The 474-nt window shown below is 45.8% G+C and carries 1 protein-coding gene; it reads right to left on the bottom strand.

Going from position 1 to position 474, the window contains the following annotated elements:
* Positions 1 to 87 precede the first annotated feature (87 nt).
* Positions 88 to 474, bottom strand: a 387-nt coding sequence (locus E0E16_RS14490) for a transposase (RefSeq protein WP_255418185.1), incomplete at its 5' end; no start/stop codon positions are given.

Below are 474 nucleotides of genomic sequence, written 5' to 3'. Positions count from 1 at the left end.
TATTACTGTCCGCTAAACATAGAAATCCTCATTCCAACTCATTGAGACACAATAGTTCGGATGACAGCATGTTAGTGACAAGCCCCCTTATTCATTTTCTGTTCCCTCGGGTGGCGATTCAGCCGCTGCTTCAAGCATGAGTTTCATGTCGGCATCCGGCATGTTGAAGAAATTATTCATGTTGAGGTATTCCATAAGTACAATGCGCACCATAGTAGCCAGCCCTGAGAAACTCCACCGCCTCTGCAATGAGCTTTGCAGCAGTGACAGTAATAGATTGGCAATGAGTGTAACCCAAATCTGTATCTTGATGGCGTTGGCACTCTCCCCATAGAAGTATCTAAGCGGGAAGTTCTGTTTTATCTGCTTGAAAAGAGACTCTATCTGCCACCTCCTGCGGTAGATGGCTACGATAGTCTCCATGGACATGTCAAAGTCGTTGGTAAGCAAGGACACCAACTTTGGCATCTTTCC

The organism is Prevotella rectalis, assembly GCF_900607215.1.
In the GTDB taxonomy this organism is placed as follows: Bacteria; Bacteroidota; Bacteroidia; order Bacteroidales; family Bacteroidaceae; genus Prevotella; species Prevotella brunnea.
Note: the sequence above shows the minus strand (reverse complement) of the source record. Positions and strands in the feature narration are given on the sequence as shown.